The 19,547-nt window shown below is 65.1% G+C and carries 20 protein-coding genes and 1 pseudogene; 9 read left to right on the top strand and 12 right to left on the bottom strand.

The annotated features are described in order from the left end of the window. The 4 genes from GOACH_RS21640 to GOACH_RS23890 all read left to right on the top strand — a co-directional run. A partial coding sequence (locus GOACH_RS21640) for a type IIL restriction-modification enzyme MmeI (RefSeq protein WP_005179964.1) occupies nt 1-647 on the top strand: 647 nt, incomplete at its 5' end. A gap of 121 nt (nt 648-768) precedes the next feature. After that, nucleotides 769-1,266, top strand: coding sequence for a hypothetical protein (locus tag GOACH_RS21645; RefSeq protein WP_005179966.1), 498 nt, complete (start codon nt 769-771; stop codon nt 1,264-1,266). 341 nt (nt 1,267-1,607) lie between these two features. Further along, nucleotides 1,608-2,465 (top strand): DUF6338 family protein, encoded by an 858-nt coding sequence (locus GOACH_RS21650; RefSeq protein WP_005179968.1) that lies wholly within the window; start codon nt 1,608-1,610, stop codon nt 2,463-2,465. Next, nucleotides 2,462-2,632, top strand: coding sequence for a hypothetical protein (locus GOACH_RS23890; protein ID WP_157227924.1), 171 nt, complete (start codon nt 2,462-2,464; stop codon nt 2,630-2,632). Before GOACH_RS21650 ends, GOACH_RS23890 begins: the two co-directional genes overlap by 4 nt. Nucleotides 2,633-2,906: 274 nt before the next feature. On the opposite strand, the gene GOACH_RS21655 is transcribed toward GOACH_RS23890, so the two are convergent. Beyond that, the gene (locus GOACH_RS21655; protein WP_005179971.1) at nt 2,907-3,701 is read right to left on the bottom strand and encodes a F510_1955 family glycosylhydrolase; all 795 of its coding nucleotides are present in this window, start codon (nt 3,699-3,701) and stop codon (nt 2,907-2,909) included. A 135-nt stretch (nt 3,702-3,836) separates the two neighbouring features. Further along, nucleotides 3,837-4,154 carry a hypothetical protein gene (locus tag GOACH_RS21660; protein WP_039994217.1) on the bottom strand — a complete coding sequence of 106 codons (318 nt, stop codon included), beginning with the start codon at nt 4,152-4,154 and terminating at the stop codon, nt 3,837-3,839. 235 nt (nt 4,155-4,389) lie between these two features. On the opposite strand from GOACH_RS21660, the gene GOACH_RS21665 reads away from it, so the two are divergent. Then, nucleotides 4,390-5,340: a M56 family metallopeptidase gene (locus GOACH_RS21665; RefSeq protein WP_005179979.1), complete on the top strand. Its 951-nt coding sequence runs from the start codon at nt 4,390-4,392 to the stop codon at nt 5,338-5,340. 28 nt (nt 5,341-5,368) lie between these two features. On the opposite strand, the gene GOACH_RS21670 is transcribed toward GOACH_RS21665, so the two are convergent. After that, nucleotides 5,369-6,022 (bottom strand): DUF305 domain-containing protein, encoded by a 654-nt coding sequence (locus tag GOACH_RS21670; RefSeq protein ID WP_007239616.1) that lies wholly within the window; start codon nt 6,020-6,022, stop codon nt 5,369-5,371. A gap of 269 nt (nt 6,023-6,291) precedes the next feature. Here GOACH_RS21670 and GOACH_RS21675 point away from each other — a divergent pair, with 269 nt between their 5' ends. Beyond that, complete coding sequence (locus GOACH_RS21675; protein WP_005179985.1) at nt 6,292-7,227, top strand: M23 family metallopeptidase; 936 nt, start codon at nt 6,292-6,294, stop codon at nt 7,225-7,227. Nucleotides 7,228-7,249: 22 nt separating this feature from the next. Here the strand turns inward: GOACH_RS21675 and GOACH_RS21680 are convergent. The 7 genes and pseudogenes from GOACH_RS21680 to GOACH_RS21710 all read right to left on the bottom strand — a co-directional run bounded on the left by GOACH_RS21680 (nt 7,250) and on the right by GOACH_RS21710 (nt 15,948). Continuing rightward, nucleotides 7,250-7,602, bottom strand: a pseudogene (locus GOACH_RS21680) (metal-sensitive transcriptional regulator). Beyond that, nucleotides 7,599-9,761 carry a copper-translocating P-type ATPase gene (locus tag GOACH_RS21685; RefSeq protein ID WP_007239617.1) on the bottom strand — a complete coding sequence of 721 codons (2,163 nt, stop codon included), beginning with the start codon at nt 9,759-9,761 and terminating at the stop codon, nt 7,599-7,601. The pseudogene GOACH_RS21680 and the gene GOACH_RS21685 overlap by 4 nt, the downstream one beginning before the upstream one ends. Beyond that, nucleotides 9,758-12,115 carry a heavy metal translocating P-type ATPase gene (locus GOACH_RS21690; protein WP_005179994.1) on the bottom strand — a complete coding sequence of 786 codons (2,358 nt, stop codon included), beginning with the start codon at nt 12,113-12,115 and terminating at the stop codon, nt 9,758-9,760. The genes GOACH_RS21685 and GOACH_RS21690 overlap by 4 nt, the downstream gene beginning before the upstream one ends. A 62-nt stretch (nt 12,116-12,177) precedes the next feature. Continuing rightward, complete coding sequence (locus GOACH_RS21695; RefSeq protein WP_007239618.1) at nt 12,178-13,137, bottom strand: DUF8832 domain-containing protein; 960 nt, start codon at nt 13,135-13,137, stop codon at nt 12,178-12,180. Between the two features lie 92 nt (nt 13,138-13,229). After that, entirely contained in the window at nt 13,230-13,436 is a 207-nt protein-coding gene (locus GOACH_RS21700) for a heavy-metal-associated domain-containing protein (protein WP_005195294.1), read from the bottom strand. 103 nt (nt 13,437-13,539) lie between these two features. Beyond that, entirely contained in the window at nt 13,540-14,808 is a 1,269-nt protein-coding gene (locus GOACH_RS21705; RefSeq protein WP_005180002.1) for an MFS transporter, read from the bottom strand. 3 nt (nt 14,809-14,811) lie between these two features. After that, nucleotides 14,812-15,948, bottom strand: a complete 1,137-nt coding sequence (locus GOACH_RS21710; RefSeq protein ID WP_005180004.1) for a PLP-dependent cysteine synthase family protein — start codon at nt 15,946-15,948, stop codon at nt 14,812-14,814. A 243-nt stretch (nt 15,949-16,191) separates the two neighbouring features. On the opposite strand from GOACH_RS21710, the gene GOACH_RS21715 reads away from it, so the two are divergent. From GOACH_RS21715 to GOACH_RS21725, 3 genes are read left to right on the top strand one after another with little or no spacing between them, the layout of a single operon-like run. After that, entirely contained in the window at nt 16,192-16,926 is a 735-nt protein-coding gene (locus GOACH_RS21715; protein WP_005180009.1) for a response regulator transcription factor, read from the top strand. Then, nucleotides 16,916-18,148: a sensor histidine kinase gene (locus GOACH_RS21720; RefSeq protein WP_005180010.1), complete on the top strand. Its 1,233-nt coding sequence runs from the start codon at nt 16,916-16,918 to the stop codon at nt 18,146-18,148. The genes GOACH_RS21715 and GOACH_RS21720 overlap by 11 nt, the downstream gene beginning before the upstream one ends. A gap of 47 nt (nt 18,149-18,195) precedes the next feature. Continuing rightward, nucleotides 18,196-18,576 carry a BlaI/MecI/CopY family transcriptional regulator gene (locus GOACH_RS21725; protein ID WP_005180013.1) on the top strand — a complete coding sequence of 127 codons (381 nt, stop codon included), beginning with the start codon at nt 18,196-18,198 and terminating at the stop codon, nt 18,574-18,576. A gap of 53 nt (nt 18,577-18,629) precedes the next feature. Here GOACH_RS21725 and GOACH_RS21730 read toward each other — a convergent pair whose 3' ends face one another. Next, nucleotides 18,630-18,959, bottom strand: coding sequence for a hypothetical protein (locus tag GOACH_RS21730; RefSeq protein WP_005180014.1), 330 nt, complete (start codon nt 18,957-18,959; stop codon nt 18,630-18,632). A 28-nt stretch (nt 18,960-18,987) separates the two neighbouring features. Beyond that, nucleotides 18,988-19,431 carry a hypothetical protein gene (locus tag GOACH_RS21735; protein WP_233425552.1) on the bottom strand — a complete coding sequence of 148 codons (444 nt, stop codon included), beginning with the start codon at nt 19,429-19,431 and terminating at the stop codon, nt 18,988-18,990. Nucleotides 19,432-19,547: the final 116 nt, after the last annotated feature.

A 19,547-nucleotide genomic window follows, 5' to 3' on the forward strand; every position in this document is an offset into this window, starting at 1 on the left:
CCCCGAATTTCCTGAGTCGATGGTGGCAACACGCCTACCGCCGTGCAGACATGCTGACTGCCATCACCTCGCTGAGCCGCTACATCGGTACCTCGCGGGTGGCGTCCGAGAAGCGTCTCTCGGTGTTCCACTTCATTGACCCCGCCATCTATCCCGATGACTCCATGACGGTGATCGCTCTCGACGACGACTACTCACTCGGTGTGATCTCGTCCGGACTACACCGGGCCTGGCTTGATGAACGATATTCACGACTCGAAGCCCGACCTCGCTACACCTCGACTACTGTCTGGGATTCCTTCCCGTGGCCCGCCCACCCCAACGAGATCGACGTCGCACGGGTGGCCACCGTCATGGGACGGATCATCGGATACCGCGCCGACCGACTCGCCGAGGGAATTACACTCGGCGACCAATACGACTCACTTCGTCGCCCAGGGCGCTCGGTCCTGCGCACGCTGCACGAGGAACTCGACGCCGCCGTCGTCCGTGCCTACGGATTCAACCCCGACGAGGACCTCCTAGCCCAACTCCTTGCGCTAAACCTGGCGGCCGCCAACGACCCCGAAGTGGCCACACTCCCTGGCGGACAGGGCCGTCCAGGAACGTACACAACCAGCTACCGACTCACTCCACCCAACACCTGAGTGCCAGAGGCTACTGCGCCGCCGGTGGGTCCACTCCGAGCGCTGCCTCGCGAGGGAAACGCTGCCACAAAGTAGGCCGCAACTATTGACAAAGTATGATCAAAGTATTTTGATTGGGGGCATGTCGAGCACAGAGAACGCCATCGTCGTCTTCACCGCCAAGAGCCTCGACTCGATTCTCGCAGAGGGCGGTTCCGGAGTGTGGAAGCTCGACCCTGCACGTGCACGAAAGTGCACCTATGTGGTGTGCACCCAGAACGCTTACAACCCGGAAGCCTACGCAGACGCGACCGAACCGCACGGGAGCGCCTTTCTTCTAGGAAAGATCTCCCGAATCGCCCCAGCGGACGACCGCTGGCGGATCGAATTCGGCGAGTACGCTGCGATCAGCGAACCCGAGGTCTGGGGTGGGCACCGCAACCCTGTCCGCTATATGGACCTCGATGATCTCGGGATCGATCTCGATGGGCTGGAGTGGCTGCCGGGACCGCAAACCAAGACAGTTCTCTCGTCGGAGGCACCCGCGCCACGTGGACTCACCATCCAGGAGGCAAAGGCCGGGCTCGCGGAAACCTACGGAGTAGATGTCGGAGCCATTGAGGTTGTGATTCGCGGTTAGACCAGATGGGGTCGGGTTCGTGAACCCGGCCCCTGTCTTTCAATGGCCAGGTGCAGCGACGGTTTGCGTTGCTGCGCGGCTACGTGCCGTGCGGGTGCGCGGGCCCGACCGCGAACCCAATCGTAGGCACCCGCACGGCTGGTTGAGTGAGGACTCATGCTCGCGAGGATGTTGCGGCACAGCCTGTCTCGCCTGGTCTAGGCTTCCGCCGAGAGCTGTCCTTGCCAACCCTGAGCCCTCTCGAAGGCGTAGTGGGCGGGGGATTGTCCACAAGCCTCCTTCCGTGACACGGTTTCCCGGAGCGTCCCACATCCTCAACTACTACTCTCGGAGCGCACAACATGGTGAGCGGATGGCAGCAAGCACTGACCCTGATCATCGTGCTCATCCCCGGGTTCGTCTATCAAGGTGTCAAGAGACACCGCGTGGGACCTTCCCTGGAAGACCAAGACCTCTCGATCCGACTACTCCGAGCGCTGGTGACCTCCGTCATCTTCCTGGTCGTCTATGCGATCGCGCTAGGTGACTTTCTGGCCGATCGCTTCCTGGAATCAGACCCTCAGCAGCGGTACGACGATGTGTGGGCTGTCGGCCTGATTGTCGGAGGTCTGGTGTTCTTCATCCCAGCCGTGGCCGGGCATGTATCTGCTGCCTACTTGACGCGTAAGCGGTACTTCAGCAGCGCCGACTCGATGACGTTTTGGGAAACTGTTCGCACGACGGCCGAACCCGACGATAACGAACTGTCTTGGGGCCGAGCGCTATTTAGTCGCGACACTGACTATTCGCCAATCCCAACTGCGTGGGACTTCGCAACGCAGGATATTCCTGTTGGCAGCTTTGTCCGAGTGCTCCTGCCCGACGACACCTGGCTGGGCGGGCAAGCCGACAGAGGGTCGTATTTCACGAGCTATCCAGAGCCGCGAGACCTCTACGTTGATCGTGCATGGCAGCTCGATAACGACGGGGTGTTTGTGCGCGAGCTTCCCGGACCGACAGGCATCTGGATTCCATGCAGCGATGCGAAGCTTCTGCATGTTACGCCGCCGGCTGAGGGGGAAGACACGGACGCCGACGAAGAGGGTGCGGAGCGATCCAGCTGGAGGGATTGGTGGATCATCGCTGCCAGCGTTGGCGTTGCTATCTTCGTGCACAGAACGCGGGTGTCGCGGATACTAGAGAGAAGGAGGCAACGATGACGACGGAACAGAACTCGCGACGCCGCAACGGTTGGATCGCGCCGCGCTCTGGCGGTTACCGCCCGGGCGGGGAGTTCAGCACCAAGACAGCGACAAGCCGTAAGCCACCGCCTGGCAGCGCAGGGGTCGCAACGAAGTCCTCTACCAGGAAGAACGCGTCGAAGTGAACGATCAGTCCCGCGAGCCCGAATCCTTGACCGGCGGTGGCTATCGCCCGATCGCACGAGCCTCAGGTGCATCGAGGAAGCCTGGCGAGGGAGACTTCGAACGGAAAGGCGGCCGAGTGCCGCGTCCACAAGGTCCCTCAGCCCAGCGACCTGTGAAGCCGCCGTCGGGTGGTGGAGGGGTCGCGCAGCCAAAGCGGCCAAAGAAGTAGCCAAAGCGAGTCGCCTCCGTCGGTCAGGCCGGTACCCTAGTTCGTTGTGACTCTTCCAAGGCTGTTCATTGGTTCGTCTGCTGAAGGTCGCAACGTGGCCTGCTGATGGTGCTGCGTTGTTCCCAGTGTGTGCCGTCTGGGCTGCGCCAGACGGTGTTGGCGGTGTCAATGCCCCAGAGCGTGCCATCGGGTGCGGCCGCCAGGAGGGCTAGGGCCGGCGCATCGGGGACGATTGTGAAGGTCTGGGCGTCGTCGGTGCTGTGTTGCAGCCCTGCGGGGGTGGTCGCCCAGACGCCGTGGTCGGTGATCGTGAGTGCTGCTGCGGCCAGGGACGCGCCGGTGGTCCAGCTTGTCCCGTCGTCGGTCGATACGAGCAGGCGGTTGATTCCGTCGAAGCCTACGAGTAGTTGTCCGTTGGTGGCGAGCGCGTGGAAGTCGATTTGGCCGGCCACCGATCTCGGTGTCCATGTCTGCCCGCCATCTTCGCTGGCGACGAGTCCCAGCGGGTTGGGTGCCGAGCTCCGCGGGCTGGGATGGCCGGAGGCGAAGAGCCGGTCAGAGCCGGGTACCCCGGTCAGTCCCATGAAGTCGTCGTCGGAGGCGCCGACCCGGCTGGTGGTTCCGTCAGCGGTGAGAGCGACTACGCCGGTGTGAGTTCCGGCCAGGATGGTGCCGCCGGCGCGGATGTGCAGGGCGTGGAGGTGGTCGAGTTCTGGGGTCAGTGTTGTGGCTGTCTCTGCTGAGATTGCCGGCGGTGGTAGAGATGTGGGTTGTTCCTGGGTGGCACAACCGGTCAGCACAGTCAGCGTGGCGATGACTACGACCGCAACAGTGCGGATGGACAGGCTCGAGGCAGGCAAGCGGCTAGGACTTTCGTGTGGATAGGGCCGTGTTCGGTGGTGGCGGCGCTGGATGGTGTGCTCGGTGTGGCGGCGAGACCGGGATAGAGGGTCGGTAGAGAGCCACCCTGGCCCTCTGGGGCGTCGTGGTCGTGGTCACGACTTCTGGATGGGGATGGAAGCCTGCGAAGGTTGTTGGCCGCAATGTCTTTGGAGGACGAGGGAGGCAAGGACGGTACCGAGGTGGTGACGCGCCCCGGCGAGGTCGCCGATCGCAGCGAGGTGGCGGACGAGACCGATGTGTGCGGCGAGGTGGCGGCGTCGGTTCGAGGTGACGCTGAGGTGATGGGCGCGGTGGAAGAACTGGTGGGCCGAGTATGGCGTGGGTGCCCGGTAGACGTCGCGCATGGCATGCAGATACTGACGACGGTGGTCGTCCGGGGGCGAGTGCGTCCCCCTCGGGTTCTCGGTCACAGCGCATCCCTCGAACTAGTACGCGCAGGCTGGGTCAACCCGCGTCATCTAACTACTATAAAGCCTAGTAATTGGCGGCGCGGTGGGTGCTGGAGTTGCGGCGTCACGGCCGAGCCCCTGGGGCATACTGGCTGGTGGTGCAGGTGGCGGACCGCCGGGAAGGTGTATTGAGCGTGGGTCTCAGCGAGCACGACGGCGGGCGTCGAGGATCGAGGCGAACGATGGGTGAGCATCCATGAGTGCAGCGGTGGTGTTAGTTGTTGCCGCAGGTGTGCTGGGCTGGCTGTGGCCTCGATGGATGGTCCGGGTGCAGGGCCGTATCGATGCTCGTTGGGTGTTGGTGGCCTGGCCGGCCGCGCAGGTCGTGTTTGCGTTGTTGTGGGTGGGAGCTGTTGTGACGCTGGCGGTTCCCGGTCATTTCGGCATCCATTCGTTGTCTGAGGTGGTGTCGTGTCTGCGGGTGTTGTCACACGGCGCATCCCCGCGGGTGGAAGCGATCTCTGGTGGCGTGCTGGCGGTGGTGACCGTGGCAGCGATTGTCCGAGCGGTGACGATCGCGGTGCGATCGGCGGTGCGGATGCGTGGTGCTCGTGAGGAGTATCTTCAGTCGTTGCGGTTGGTGGGCGCCCGCAGTGAGCGCTATCCCGATGTGTGGTGGCTCGCCGACGGGCGGCCGATGGCGTTTTGTCTGCCGGGCAAGGATGCCGGCATTGCCGCCACGACCGGGTTGCAGGCGGCGTTGTCCGGTGAGGAACTCGATGCCGTCGTTGCTCATGAGCGCGCACACCGGCGGCAACGTCATCACACCGTGGTGTTGGCGGCCCGCGCTCTCGGGCGTGCGTTCCCGCTGATTCCGTTGTTCAGCCGCGCGGGCCGTGAGGTCGCCGGCTTGGTCGAGCAAGCCGCCGATGCCCGCGCGGCCCAGCTGGTGGGTGCGCGGGCGGTATGCTCGGCGTTGGGAACGTTGGCCCGTTCGGGACCTGTAGCGGGCCCGGTGGGTGTGTTGTCGATCAGCGATTCGTCGTCGGTGGGGCCTCGGTTGAGCCGCTTGGACTCCGGTCACCGGTGCCGGTCGCGACGTCATCATGTGGGTGCTGCCGCGGCGGTGGCTGGTGTGGTGGCGGTGCCGACCACGCTAGCGGTGTCCGGTGTCGTCTCGGCGATGGTGATCGCGATGTGTGTGTAGCCGAGACCGACCCGGGCAGGTCCGACCGCTAGGGGTTGTTGAGAAGCTGCTGCATCCTCGCAATTTCGCTCTCCTGATCAGTGACGATCTGACGTGCCAGAGCGATCGCCTCGGGCGATTGGCCGTCTTGAATCTCGGTCTTGGCCATGGCGATGGCGCCGCGATGGTGTTCGATCATCTGCGTCAGGAACAGGCGCGACGCCTCGGCTCCTTGCGCGTCGCGTAGCTGCTGCATCTGTTCTGGCGACATCATGCCCATCATCGACGGCATCGGGGAGGAACCCGGCGCCATCGACGTACCCATGTCCATGTTGTGTCCCTGGCCCTCGAGTGGGGCTCCCCATTGCTCCAGCCACGACTGCATCTGCTCGATCTCAGGCTGCTGAGCGTCTTTGATCTGCTGGGCCAGACTGACGACCTGGGGGTTGATGTTGTCCTTCTCCAACAGGATGTCGCTCATCATGATCGCCTGGGTGTGGTGCGGGATCATCTGCTGGGCGAACGAGATGTCCGCGCTGTTGTGTTCGGCAGAGGCCGCCGCTGACGATTCGGTACTGACCGTGCTGGTACCCATCCCCGACATCGAGGAATGATCCTCAGTCGAGGTGTCCGAACACGCGGCCACCACTGTCAGAACAGCCGCCGCGGCAGCAACGACGACACCCGTTCGTGTGACTCTCATCGATCTCCTCCTCAAGAGTGGTACTTCGCCACCGCCCGGCGGCGCTTCGATAACAATTCTACTAACACCGATAGTAGTTAGTCGCCTGCCCGGCACCCACAAAACGGGCGGTGAACTGCGCAAACAAAGCCGCTAATGCCTGATTAGTTCGCTTCGTAGTGGAGCCGCGTGTGACTGGTGGGGCACAAGTGACTTGTGGTGTGATCTCGCGGGTACACGCATGGCACTCGTGCGTGGGTCTACGACGTCCGCGGGAAAGGTCCGACCGCATGCAGATGGTGTTGACATCGCTACGGGTCAAGGCGGGGCAGCAGTGGGGCCCCAAAGCGCTGGGGGTGGCAGCGGCGGTGTGCGTGGGCGTTGCGCCTGTGATTGCCACCGCACCGGCGGCGGCCTCGACCGATGGACATGTGGCCGGGGAGCTGATCGCGATCGTGCAGGACTCGGTGAAGGCCGCTTTGGGTGGTGCCGCGGCGGCGAATTTGGGGAAGCCGATCACGCAGACGGCGTCCTGCCTGGGCGCTCAGGCCCAGTCGGGCAGCGTCGGCGATGCGGGCAGTGCAGCCGCACTGCAGTGCTTCGGCACGTTTTCGCTCATTGATCCGATAGACGGGTTCCGGATCATCGACGCGTTACCGCTGGCTCGGCTGGTAGCCACCCTGATCGCCGCAATCGTGCCGCACGATCCGAACGAGCCGCATGGCCCCCAGCCGCAGGAACCCGGAACGCCGACACCGCTGCTGCCCGGTAGTGGCGGTGCGGTGGCGCCGACTGCGGGCGAGATCACGTCCACCTTCGGTGACGGACGGGGCCATCAGGGCATTGATATCGGCAATGATCTGGGCGCGCCCATTGTCGCGGTAGCTGACGGGGAGGTCATCACCTCCGGACCTGCCGAGGGGTTCGGGTTGTGGATGCGGATCCGGCACGATGACGGCACGATCACCACCTACGGCCACAACGACGAGAATCTGCTCGAGCAGGGCGCGCGAGTACGGATGGGCCAATCGATCGCCACAGTGGGCAACCGTGGGGTCTCGACCGGCCCGCATCTGCATTTCGAGGTTCTCGACCCGACGGGAGTCAACGTCGATCCGGCACAGTGGCTGGCCGATCGCGGGGTGGTTCTGGCGATGGCCGCTGATGCAGACGCCCGCGCGCCGGGGCCGGTGGTGCCGCAGTGGGTCGGCGAACCACGCCTGTGACGAACCCGGCGTGGTGGGTGGCTCAGGAACGAACGAGGCGAGCGATGGCCGCCGAGGCTTCAGCGATCTTCTCCTGCGCCTCGTCCCCGCCGGCGTGGGCGGCATCGAGCACACAGTGGGTGAGATGGTCGTCGAGCAAACCCAGCGCGACCCCCTCCAGCGCCTTGGTCAGCGCCGAAATCTGGGTTGGGTCAGGATGTCGATGCAGTACTGCTCCTCGTCGACCATCCGATAGATACCTCGGGATTGCCCCTCGATGCGCTTGAGGCGGGCCAGGTATTTGCCCTTATCGCTGATGTAACCGTGGGAAGAGTGTTCCGAGGCAGAGGATTCTTCCGGGGTGGAGGATTGTCCCGGTGCGGACGCAGCGGTCATGGACTCACCTTCTCAATGGATCTCGGTCGGTTGTGCTGCAGTCCACGCACTGTACTCGCGCCTGGCTGCAGGTCGAGTCGGCGTAACAGTTGCGCGTTGAGTGCGACCACGACCGTCGAGGCTGACATCAGAATCGCTCCGACCGACATCGGCAGGACGAACCCGATGGGCGCGAGAATTCCGGCGGCCAGCGGTACAGAGATCAGGTTGTATCCCGCTGCCCACCACAGGTTCTGCTTCATTTTTCGGTAGCTGGCGTCCGACAGCTCGATGACCGACAGCACCGAGCGGGGGTCGTCGCTGGCGAGGATGACCCCGGCCGAGGCGATCGCGACGTCGGTGCCGGCCCCGATCGCGATGCCCACATCGGCCTGGGCCAGGGCGGGGGCGTCGTTGACGCCGTCGCCCACCATCGCCACCTTGCGGCCTTCGTGCTGCAGTTCGGCCACCTTGCTGGCTTTGTCTTCCGGCCGTACACCGGCGAACACCCGATCGATACCGAGGTCGTGAGCGACGGTGTGCGCCACTGCTTCGGCGTCGCCGGTAATCATCACAACCTCGACCCCGCGGGCGTGCAGCACCTCGACGGCTTGGCGGGATTCCCCGCGCACCTCATCAGCAAGTTTGAGAGCTCCAATCAGCTCAGTGTCGCGGGTGACATGCAGGATGATTGCGCCGTCGGCGCGCCAGCGATCAGCGATGGCCAGTTCCTGATGGCCCTGTTCCTCGAGCATGCGGGGCCCGCCCACCCGCACTGTGGCGCCCTCGACGCGAGCGGTCACACCGACCGCCGGTGACGAGGTGAAGTCGGTGGCCGCCGGCACCGGCCGCGCGCGGTCTCCGGCAGCTGCGACAATCGCTCGCGCCAACGGGTGCTCACTGTCGGCTTCGGCGCTGGCGGCCAGGGCGAGCACGGTGTCCTCATCGACGCCGTCAGCGGCCGCGATCTCGATGACCGTGGGCTCACCCTTGGTCAGGGTTCCGGTCTTGTCGAACAGCACCGCATCCACAGTGCGCATGGCCTCAAGTGCCAACCGGTCTTTAACCAGCACGCCGCCGCGGGCGGCGCGTTCGGTGGCAATGGCCACCACCAGGGGGATAGCCAAGCCGAGTGCGTGCGGGCAGGCGATGACCAGCACGGTGATGGTTCGAATCACCGCCTGGTCGGGTTGGCCGATGACCGTCCACACGATGGCGGTGATGATCGCTGAGCCGAGCGCGAACCAGAACAGCAGCGCTGCAGCGGAATCGGCCAGCCGCTGGGCGCGGGAGGTGGAGTTCTGCGCGTCTGCCACCAGGCGCTGAATCCCGGCCAGCGCCGTGTCATCGCCGGTGGCGGTGATCTGGACCCGCAGCCCCGAGTCGGTGGCCACCGTGCCGGCCACCACCTGATCGCCGATGCCGCGGCGCACCGTGCGCGATTCTCCGGTGACCATGGATTCATCGAGCTCGGCCGAGCCGTCTACGACGCGACCGTCGGCCGGCACGCTGGCCCCCGGGCGCACGATCACCACATCTCCGACCTGCAGCTCACTGGGAGCAACCGTGGTGATCTGGTCGCCATCGACGCGTTCGGCCTCATCGGGCAGCAGCGCGGCCAGCGAGTCCAGGGCCGAGGTCGTCTGGGCCAGCGACCGCATCTCGATCCAATGCCCCAACAGCATGATCACGATGAGCAGCGCCAGTTCCCACCAGAAGTCCAGTTCGTGGTGCAACACACCGATGCTCGCACCCCAGGACGCCACGAAGGCCACCGTGATCGCCAAGGCGATCAACAGCATCATTCCCGGTGCACGCGACCGCAGTTCTGAATAGGCGCCTACCAGGAACGGCCGCCCACCCCAGCAGTACATCACCGTACCCAGCACCGGTGAGACCCACTTCAACACTTCACCATCGGGTAGGTCATAGCCGATGAGCATCGCGAACATGGGCGAAAAGGCCACGACCGGCACAGCCAGGGCCAGCATGATCCAGAACAGCCGCCGGAACTGCCCGACGTGATCACCATGCCCCCCATGCCCAGCGTGATCATGGTCTGCGCGGGCGCGCTCAGCATGGTGATCGTGGTGGTTGTGTGACGCTGCGGCGAGTTGGCCGTGGTGGCGTTCATCGGCGGCGTCGTGACCGACGTGCTCAGGGGAAGAGTGCTCGTTCATGCCGCTACCTTATACCCCTGGGGGGTATACGTCGAGGGGTTGGTGGGTGGAACTGTGGACGATGAGTGGGGCGGGCTGGTGAAGGCGCGCAGCCGCAGGCTGTTGCTGACGACGAACACGCTGGACAACGCCATGGCGGCCCCAGCCAGCATGGGGTTGAGCAGTCCCAGCGCGGCCAGCGGTATCGCGGCGACGTTGTAGGCGAATGCCCAGAACAGGTTCATTTTGATCGTTTTCAGAGTGGTGCGTGCCAAGGCGATCGCGTCGGCGGCAGCGTTGAGGTCGCCGCGGACCAGGGTGATGTCAGCGGCATGCATGGCGGCGTCGGTGCCGGTGCCCATCGCCAGCCCGAGATCGGCGTGGGCCAGGGCAGCGGCGTCGTTGACGCCGTCGCCGATCATGGCCACAACCTTGCCGTCGGATTGCCGGTCGGTGATGACGGCGGCTTTGTCGGCCGGCAAGACGTTAGCGATGACGGTGTCGATACCGACCTCAGCGGCCACGGCATCGGCGACGGTCTGGTTGTCGCCGGTCAACAGGATGGGCGTCATACCCAGTGCGGCGAGCCGGGCGATGGCGTGTGCGCTGGTGGGTTTGATCGCATCGGCGACCGCCAGGACCGCATGGGCGCGGCCGTCCCAGGCGACGAGTACGGCGGTCTGTCCGGCTTCTTCGGCGGCGGTCTGCGCCTCGTTGAGGTGAGGGTCATCCACGGCGATGCCGTGTTCGGCCAGCAGCGTCGGACGCCCGACGGTGACCACACGTCCCTGGACCAGACCGCGCACGCCTCGACCTTCGAAGTTGCGGAAGTCGTCGACCTCGTCGAGCGGCCCGACTTCGGCGGCTGCACCAGCAGCGATGGCGGCCGCGACGGGGTGCTCGGAGGCATTCTCCACCGCCCCCGCGAGGGCGAGCACGTCTTCGCGAGTGGTGGAGGGAGCAGTGGTGACCTGGACGAGTGTCATCTGTCCCGTGGTGACCGTGCCGGTTTTGTCGAGGACAACGGTGTCGACGGTTCGGGTGGATTCCAGGACTTCGGGGCCTTTGATCACGATGCCGAGTTGGGCTCCGCGGCCGGTACCGACCAGAAGTGCGGTCGGGGTGGCCAGTCCCAGAGCGCAGGGGCAGGCGATGATCAGCACAGCGACCGCGGCGGTGAACGCCGCTTGCAGGGGATAGCCGGCGCCGATCCACGCGCCGAGGACAGCGATGGCGACGGCGATGACCACCGGCACGAAGACACTTGAGATCCGGTCGGCCAGTCGCTGGGCGTGGGCTTTGCCGGTCTGGGCGCGTTCGACCATCGCGGCCATTTGCGCGAGTTGGGTGTCCGCTCCCACGCGGGTCGCCCGCACCCGCAGGTGCCCGCCGGCGTTGACCGTTCCGCCGGTCACGGTGTCGGCGGGGGCGACCTGGACTGGCATCGACTCGCCGGTGACCATGCTGGCATCGACTGCCGAGGTGCCGGACACCACCACACCGTCGCTGGCGATCTTCTCGCCGGGGCGCACATTGAACTCGTCGTCAATGGCGAGCTCGCCGATCGGGATCCGATGCTGGTGGCCGTCCCTGATCACTGTGACGTCTTTGGCGCCCAGCTCCAACAAGGCCCGCAACGCCGCACCGGCGCGCCGTTTGGACCGCTTCTCGAAGTATCGGCCGGCCAGGACGAACATCGTGACCCCCGCGGCTACCTCAAGGTAGATGTTGCCTGCACCGTCAGAAGCGCTGACCGTCAGGGTGAATCCGTGGGTCATGCCTGGTTGTCCGGCGGTGCCGAAGAACAACGCATACAACGACCACAACAGCGCCGCGGTGGTGCCGACCGAGATGAGGGTGTCCATGGTGGCCGCACCGTGGCGCAGGTTGAGCAACGCGGCGCGATGAAACGGCCATGCCGCCCACACGATCACTGGCGCGGCCAACGTCAACGACGCCCACTGCCAGTAGGTGAACTGCAACGCCGGGACCATTGCCAGCGCGATCACCGGTACCGAGAGAACCACCGCACCGATCAGTCGGTGACGCAAGGCCACGAGCTCCCCGTCGTCGTCCGAAGGGTCATCGTCGGGGGCGGCACCTTTGGTGGGAGTGGCGGGCAGCGCAGCGTGGTATCCGGCCTGTTCGATGGTCTCGATCAGCAGGTGTGGGTCGACACCGGCGGGTGCGCTGACGTGAGCTTTTTCGGTGGCGTAGTTCACCGAGGCGCTCACTCCGTCGAGTTTGTTCAGTGTGCGTTCGATGCGTGCCGCGCACGATGCACACGTCATGCCCGACACGGCGAGTTCGACATCGACGGCGCCTGTCTGCTCGGCGGTGGCCGCAGGTGGGTGGATCGGAGCTGAGGTGGTCATGGGGGAGTTCCTCGTGGGTGAATGCCTCGGCGCAATGCCCCGGGGTGGCGCTGGTCAGCGAGTTAGTGTCCGGCGTGCGGATCGGCCGAGGGGGCCGTGGAGTCAGGTGTCGGGGCAGGGGTGCCGGTGGGGGCATCGAGAACGAAGGTGGCGGTGTGCACAGCGCCGTCGACCTGGAAGTCGAGGTAGAGCAGATAGCGGCCCGGGGTGGGGGCGGTGGTGGCGAAGCGGACCTGTGGTCCCGCTAGTTGACCGGCGGTCGGTGCCACGCCCTCAGGGTGAACATGCAGGTAGGCCAGGTCGCCTTGACGCAGGGCCACCAAGTGACCGAAAGCGCCCAGATACGGCTGCAGGGTGGTAACCGGTTGTCCTGCTCGGCGCACGGTGACGGTCAGTTCGGACTCGGCGCCCGCGCGCAGATGACCGGCCAGCTCGATGTCGAACCCGTCGACGGATGACTGTCGTGATTCGGCGGTGGGTGGGGCCGGCTGGTAGTCACCGCTGACTTCGACGGTGCTGGTGAGGGTGAGGGGTTGGCCGGTGGCGGCGGGCACGAAGTCGGCGTAGATCCGGTAGCTGCCTCCCGTCGCCCACTGCCAGGGCAGCGTCCAGCGCCCTTCGGGCGAGAGGGTGGGGTGCACGTGTCGGAAGTGGGTGCCATCCGCGCGGACGACGATCAGGTGCAGCTGCTTGTCGTGCTCGGTGGCGAAGTCGGTGACCGCGGTCCCGGCGGCATCGAGGATCTCAAAGCTCAATGGAGCCTGCACCCCGGACGCATGGGGTGCCACCACATTCCCCAGGATGAAGCCGGCTGCTGCCATCGAAACTCCGCGAACCTGATCGGCCCCCGGAGACGAGGCGGATGTTCGCGACTGTGGTGCAGCATTGTGATCGGCATGGGCGGACTCAGCCGGGGAGGTCGACGCCCTGTCGGGAGCGACACCAGCGGCGATGGCGTACGCCGCAGCGAAAACTATCAGCAGGGCCGCGGCGAAGACGCCGAGCTTGGTTGGAACATTCATCGCTGGATTCCTGTCATCGGTGGTGGCGACACCCACGCCGCCCGGGAGAGGCTGAAGTCGCCAGTGGGGCAGACACTTCAGCCCCTCGTCGGCTACTGCGCCAGGTGGTAGCCGGCCTCTTCGATCGCGCCGCGGATCGCGTCGGCCTCGATCGGGGCCGAGCTAGAGATGGTGACTCGCCCGCTGGCCACGTCGACGTCGACGTCAGTTACGCCGGCCAGCGCGCCGACTTCTTCACGCACCGACGCCGCGCAGTGCCCACACGTCATTCCGGAGACGATCACTGTCGATGTGCTCATGAGATGTGCCCTTTCGGTACAGCAGTGGTGCCAACGACCCTCAGGGGGTCTGTCGCTGTGGCGTCTCGCCACACCACCGTTATACCTTACCCCCCTAGGGTAATCAATGGGTTGTGGTGGGCTGAGCTTCGGTGGGGGCGGCGACACTGAGCCATCCGCGGCGGTGCAACAGCAACAGGGCAGACGCCGCCGCCATGCCGGTGAGGACTAGAGCGATCCACACCAGTTCGGGCATGTCGCGGGTGGTGGCCGCGCTGAACAGCCACCCGGTCGCGGCGTTGCCGAGCAGAATCCCGATCCCGACGATGGTGTTGTAGAGCCCGTAGTGGGTGGCGACAAGCGTGCCGCGGGCCAGTCCCACCACCGTGTCCATTTCGAATGGGAACACTGCTGCGGTGGCGGCGGCGAGCAGAGCTGCGGTGAGTAGCAGGGCGGCGATGTTGAGGGCGATGTTGCGCTGATGCGTTGCGGTGCTGGCGACTAGGGGCAGGAAAGCTGCAGCCATCAGCGTCATTCCCACGCTCAGGCTGCCGGTGCTGCCCCAGCGGTTGCCGAACCATGTGGTGATGCGTAGCTGGCCGGCGATGGCCACCAGACCGGTCACCACGAACATTGCGGTGACAACACTGGTGGCGAGGGTGGGGTTGTCTGCTATGCGGTCGGCATGTAGGGGCAGGGCGAGGTAGACCTGGAAGGACAGCACGTAAGAGCTGGCCATCGCCGCAGCGAAGAGCAGGAATCGCCGGTTACGGACGACGCTGCGCCAGTCCTGAATGATTGAGGTGCTGCTCGGGGCAGGTGTTGTTGCGGGTAGCGCTTTGATCTGCACGAGGGTCAGGACCGCGAAAACTGCTGCCGCACAGAGAGAGGTGAGCCGGAAGTCCAGGGCGGTCAGGGCTAGTCCGACCAGCGGCCCGAGCAGGATCCCGGCCTGGTAGAACACGTTGAACACGGCGAATGCTTCGATGCGGCGCTCACCGGCGTCGGCGGCCAGGTAGGCCCGTACGGCGGGGTTGAACAGCGCCCCGGCGAATCCCGTTGCCGCCAAGGCGATCAGGATCGCCGGCAGCGAACTGACCAGGGCCAGTAGGACGAATCCGATGACCCTCATCAGGCATCCGGCGATGATGAGCGGTTTGTAACCCCAGCGGTCAGCGAGTGTTCCCCCGATCAGGAACATGCCCTGTTGGGAGAAGTTGCGTATCCCCAGGACCAGGCCCACTGCCCATGCGGCCAGGGCCAGCGGGCCGGCGAGGTAGGCGGCGAGGTAGGGCATGAGCATGTAGAAGCCGAGATTGATGGTGAACTGATTGACCATCAGCACTTGGCTGGGGCGATCGAAGCTGCGGAAACTGCGGTAGAGGCGTCGCATAGATCAGCTCGTGGGCTCGGCGTGCGGCACGCAAGTGGGGTCGATGATGGTAGGGCACCGCGTCCAGCTGCTCGCGACCTGAGTGAGCGGATCGCTGATGGTGCGGGGTTCAGTGGGCGGCGCCGGGGCGCCGATCAGGTCGTGAGCGCGGCAGTACTCATCGTTGTAAATGGTTCCGTAGTAGCGAGCGGGGCCATCGGGGAACACCGCCGCGATGCGCGTATCGGCCGAACGAGTACGCGCCAGCCAGCCCGAGACCAGGGCCACCGCGCCCACGCTCCAGCCGCCGGTGGCGTAATGCGTGGCGGCCAGGGTGCGACATGCCCAGACTGCCTCGGCCGGCGCCACCCAGTGCACCTCACTGAACTGGTCATAGGCAACGTTGCGGGGGTAGATACTCGAGCCGAGTCCCCGCATAATCCGTGACTGTGCCGGCTGGCCGAAAATCGTCGAGCCAATGGTGTCTACGCCCACAACCTCCAGCTCAGGGTTGAACTGCCGCAGAGTATGAGCCACACCGGCTGAGTGCCCACCGGTGCCCACCGAGCACACCAGCACATCGATATGTCGCAGCTGCGCGATCAACTCCACACCCAACGAGCTGTAACCGGTCACGTTGTCGGGGTTGGAATACTGGTCGGGACACCACGCAGCCTCGTCGCGCTCGAGCAGGGTGCGCACGCGGTCGCGGCGGGCTTGTTGCCAACCCCCGACCGGATGGGGATCGCTGACGACATCGACCTGGGCGCCGTATGCGGCGAGCATCTGCCGCAAGATCGGTTCCAGTCCTGGATCGGTCACCAAGGTCACCGGATGCCCGAACACGATGCCCGCTAAAGCCAGGCCTAATCCCAGTGTCCCACTAGTTGATTCGATGATCCGCGCCCCCGGGGCCAGCTCTTCACGGGCGCGGGCGCGTTCCACCATGTGCAGCGCAGGCCGGTCTTTCATACCACCGGGGTTGAAGCCTTCCAGCTTGGCCCAGAAGCCGCGCCCGTGCTCGGCGAAGGGTTCCTCGATGCGCAACACCGGGGTGCCGCCCACCAGCTGACGACTCAGCCCAGCACGGGGCGACGCGGCTTCGGCGGGGAAGGTACTGGCGAATGGATCACTGGTGGTGAGGCTGTAGGAGACAGTCACACGGGCATCCTCTGCGTTGTTGAACAGGACGCCGCCGGGCAGAAATCAGATCATCAGTGTGAGAGGGAACTGTGTCGTAACGTTCCACCCGGCGACACCGCCACCTTGCCCACCGAACCTCAAGGCTGATCGGCAGCGTGGATCAAGATCTGCTCAAGAATGCCCACGAGGTTGGATGATCGTGTAGACCACCGCCACCATAGGAGCGTGCCCCAAGATCGCAACGTCGTCGACGACCTCCATATGCCGGTGGTCCGACCACCGCACGGTCTGCACGCCCTGGTGATCGAAGATGAGCCCGACATTGCCGAAGTCGTTGCTGACTACCTGCAGCGCAGCGGATTCACGGTCACCGTTGCGCCCGACGGCCAGGAGGGAGTCGCCGCCGCACGCACGGCGAGTCCGGCAGTAGTCATCCTCGACCTGGGCTTGCCGTCACTCGATGGCGTCGAGGTCTGTCGACAGTTGCGCACCTTCACCAACGCCTACATCGTGATGGTCACGGCCCGCGCGGACGAAGTCGACACAGTCGTTGGCCTGTCGGTGGGGGCCGATGACTACCTCACGAAACCATTTCGCCCTCGTGAGCTGATGGCGCGCATCGACGCCATGCTGCGCCGACCACGGCCGACCCCAACCGGCGAGTCGCACCCGCGGACGATAGGGGAGCTCACCCTCGACCCTCAGGGTCGTGAAGTCCAGGTGGAGAGCACACCCGTGGAGCTGACTCGGACTGAGTTCGACGTTCTCGAAGCGCTCACGCGGCGGCCCGGTGTTGTGTTCAGTCGAGAGCAACTGCTCACCGAAATCTGGGGACCCGACTGGGTCGGCGATGCCCACGTCGTCGAAGTCCATGTCGCCAGTCTGCGCCGCAAACTCGGTGACAGCGCCGTAGCCGGCCGATTCATCCGCACCGTTCGCGGAGTGGGCTACCGGATGGGTGACGGCCAACCTCGAGGAGCCAGCGATGAACGATGAACGTCGACGGTTGCATATCCCCGGCAGCTTCGGCTCCCGGCTCATGCTCGCTCAAGCTATCGTCATCGCCGGCGGCGGCATCAGCGTCGCGATCGTGGCACTATTCGTGGCTCCACACACCTTCCACGACCACCTCGGCCAAGCTCGCCTCGAGCCAGGGTCAGTTCAGGCCGACCATGTCGAAGCCGCGTTCACTTCCTCGATCGTCGTCTCAATGTCTGTCGCATTGATCACCTCGACGATCCTGGCCACGGCCGTCAGCTGGTTCCTGGCTCGCCGCGTACAACAGTCAGTCGCCAGTGTCGCCCGCTCAGCCGTGGCTATTGGCGCCGGCAACTACCGCACGCGCGTACCCGATCGCCAGCTCGGCACCGAGTTCACCCAGCTCAGCCGAGCTATCAACCAACTTGCACAACGGCTGGATTCACAAGACGACATCCGTAAGCGGATGCTCTCAGACCTTGCCCACGAACTGCGCACCCCACTGACCACCATCGGCGCGATCACCGACGCCATCGAAGACGGAATCCGGGCTCCCGACTCACAGACCTTTGACGTCGTGCGCACCGCCACCACCCGCCTGCAGCGTCTCGCCGAGGACATCGCGACCGTATCCAGCGCCGACGAGCATCAGATGCCCCTCCACCCGGCGACGATCACTGTCAACGAACTGCTCATCGCGACCTACGAAGAAGCCGCCGACCTGTTCACCGACGCCAAAGTCACGCTAGGCATCGTCACCACCGCCGCGCGCGTACACGTCCATGTCGACGCCGAACGAATGAGCCAAGTACTGCTCAATCTGCTCACCAACGCGCTGCGACACAGCTCCCCGGGCCAGCGAGTCGTAGTGAAAGCCGACACCGCCCCGGCACACGCGGTGCGCATCAGCGTCGTCGACTGCGGTGACGGCATTCCCCCTCAACACCTTCCACACATCTTCGACCGCTTCTACCGCACCGACTCCTCACGCACCAGAGACGCCGGCGGCAGCGGAATCGGCCTCACCATCGCCCGCTCTATCGTCGAAGACCATGGGGGCACCTTGCTCGCCGAAAGCCTGGGAGCCGGACACGGAGCCACCTTCACCATCACGTTGCCGACCACCACCCGACGTCACATCCACCGCAGCACCCCTGGAACCGAATTCTCCGTGGCCTTCAAACACCGCACGCGTCGCGGCGCTGCCGATGCGCTCCAACGGGACCAAGCTACTAACTGAGGTAGTCCGTCGTAAGATTGACCCGCATCTAGAGATGGTGGGTGAAAATGACTGGGCTGGGTTCACTGGAACGCGCAGTGATGGACGTGCTGTGGTCAGCCGGTGCGGCGATGTCGGTGCACGACCTAGTCGAGGAACTCCACGACCGCGAACCGGCCTACACCACAGTGCTCACCGTCGTCACCAACCTGCACAAAAAAGGGTTCGTCGGTCGAGAAAAAGTCAGCCGCGCCTACCGGTACTTCCCCATGCAGACCCGTGAAGAGGCCACCTCACGCACCTTGCGTCAGGTCCTCGACGCCAGCGGGGACTCCGCGGCAGTACTGATGCACTTCGCCCAGACCGTGACACCCGCCGAGCGTGAAGTGCTCAGCGAATACCTCACCCTTAAACCTCGCCACACCCGCGGCGGCGGCACCAAAGCCTAAGCCATAGAAACCCTCCGACAAGGGAAACTCCGGCGAGGCCCAGGCCCGACTACTCAACCGGTCGCGCGCCCCTTGACTGCTGGGAGTAGACGCGCCACCAGCGCACCGGCCACACCCGCAGCGAAGGCCGCAGCACTCAGAGCCGACACCCAGTCGTGCACATCCACAGCGGTCAGCACCCGCAGCTCAACCGGATCACCGCGCCCGACTCCTGAGCGGGGGTCGGATGGCACGAGATCCGACGTTCGGAGCAGCATCACCAGCCAGAACGCGGCCACCGCCTCAAACATCACCACAGCAAGACCCACCGCACGGGAGATCGTACGGGCAGGACCGCGCGGGCCGAACCGACCCGCACGCCGCACCTCGACACCGTCAGTCATGCCCAACCATCTCCTCAGCACACCCGCATCACACCCCACTTCTACTAACCACCTTCGTATTTTGTGGCCATCGGGCGTGGGCGCCGGGAACGAGGGTCTCGAAGCAATCACCACAGGAGGCCGGCCGGGCCAGACGGAAGACTATCGCGGCCACCAGACCGAAAATCGCGATCACACTGCCAGTACGGACCCACCTCGGGGGTCGATTGAGCTCTGCCCTCAACGCCAACTCGGCAATCGGATCAGCAGGCACCACGCCAATCTCGATCGACGCGCCCGTGGCCGCGAACACGATGAACACCCACATCGACGAGGCCATCCACACCAGCGGGTCAACCATTACAGCCAACGACGCACCGTGCAGATGAGCAGAAAACAACATGAGCGCCCCAACACAGAGCAGCGCCAACACGATCACCGACGCGAAAACACCCTGGGGAGCAACCACCATCACGCCGACGGCCGCACTCACGGCCACCGCACACGAAACAAGCGCCCGCCACGCCTCCCCACCTCGATCCGGCTGACGGGCGGCGACACCACACGCTGTGACCGCACCGAACAGTCCCAGGAGTACACCTTGGGCCA

Origin of the sequence: Gordonia aichiensis NBRC 108223 (genome assembly GCF_000332975.1) — a bacterium.
Classification (GTDB): Bacteria; Actinomycetota; Actinomycetes; order Mycobacteriales; family Mycobacteriaceae; genus Gordonia; species Gordonia aichiensis.